Genomic DNA, 1,229 nt, shown 5'->3' with positions numbered 1-1,229 from the left:
TTTACACCTGAAAGTCAGCACTTTTCCATGTATCTCGCCAGTGGCACTGTTCGTGAAGTGCTTGAACTAACCGAAGTCTGCTTACGGGAAGTGGTGTGTTTGTTTATTTCTTTGGTGTGGTTTCTTTGGTTTTGAAGCTCTTTCGCGCTTAAATGGATTTCGCGCATTTGGTTGTTGGCTTCTTCGACATAATTCTTTGTAAATTTAAGTCCTAGAAGCTCGTCAAGTTTTCCTGTTATTTCTTCTTTGCCAAGTGCGTTTCATGGATTAGGTTTTAGTTTCTCAGTTGTCCGCTTTACTTTGTCGCTTGAAAGCAATAATGTGTTTTAAATTAGGCCGTTGGGTAGCAAATCTCCGGCTAAAGTGCAGCAGCTAACAAACGGCTCAAGAGGGATTGCCAACGCGTGGCGACTTTAGTACAAAATTGGAGTTTAGTGTTTACAGTGTGTTTTTTGAGTTCGGTGGTGCGTTGTCAACCCCTTAGCCGGGCGTTAGCCCTAGGAGGAAGTAATATGAAATCGGCACTTTTAGTCATAGATGTTCAAAATGGAGTTTTTGGTTCCACCAATCCTCCATATTTATCTGAATGTGTAATAAGCAACATTAAGCTATTGTTGGGTTACGCTAGCTCGTCTGAAATTAAAATTGTATTTATACAACATGAAATCCCGGGAGTACTCGAGCCAGGAAGTGATGCCTGGCAACTGTTTTCAGATTTAACAATTAACGATTCTAGCTATAAGATTCGCAAAAGAACTCCAGACTCGTTCCATGATACAAACTTAAGAGAGTATCTAGATGAAAATGAGATTGAGCATGTGCTTATATGTGGCTATTCAACAGAATTTTGTATAGATAGAACGGCGTTTAGTGCTGCAAGCAAAGGCTACAAAGTTACCTTGATAGAGGATGCTCATACAACACACGGTAAACCTCATTTAGATGCACCTTCGATTATCGCACACCATAGCTTTACTCTGTCCAAGCATCCCAATATTGTTCTGAACTCTACAGCAACGTTGACTTCGGGCTAACAAAGCGTTTAAGAGGGATTCTCAACGCTTGGCAGTTTTGGTTCAAAGTTTAGCTTTAGTGTTTATGGCACAATGGTTTAAGTTGGGTGGCATCGCGTTGTTCACCCCTTAACGCGGCGTTATGCAACTCAGGTGAAATTAGGGGCTCAATCTTTTGGGATTTCTCCGGCCATTCGTTTTGTGTTGTCGGCAAGT

1 protein-coding gene is annotated in these 1,229 nt (G+C 41.5%); it reads left to right on the top strand.

Going from position 1 to position 1,229, the window contains the following annotated elements; translation table 11 throughout:
- Positions 1 to 512: 512 nt before the first annotated feature.
- Positions 513 to 1,034 carry a cysteine hydrolase family protein gene (locus tag AACR75_RS00840; protein WP_017048038.1) on the top strand — a complete coding sequence of 174 codons (522 nt, stop codon included), beginning with the start codon at positions 513 to 515 and terminating at the stop codon, positions 1,032 to 1,034.
- The last annotated feature ends 195 nt before the right edge of the window (positions 1,035 to 1,229 follow it).

This window comes from Vibrio sp. ZOR0018 (assembly GCF_963865925.1).
Classification (GTDB): domain Bacteria; phylum Pseudomonadota; class Gammaproteobacteria; order Enterobacterales; family Vibrionaceae; genus Vibrio; species Vibrio anguillarum.
This window is presented reverse-complemented; position numbering and strand designations above follow the sequence as displayed.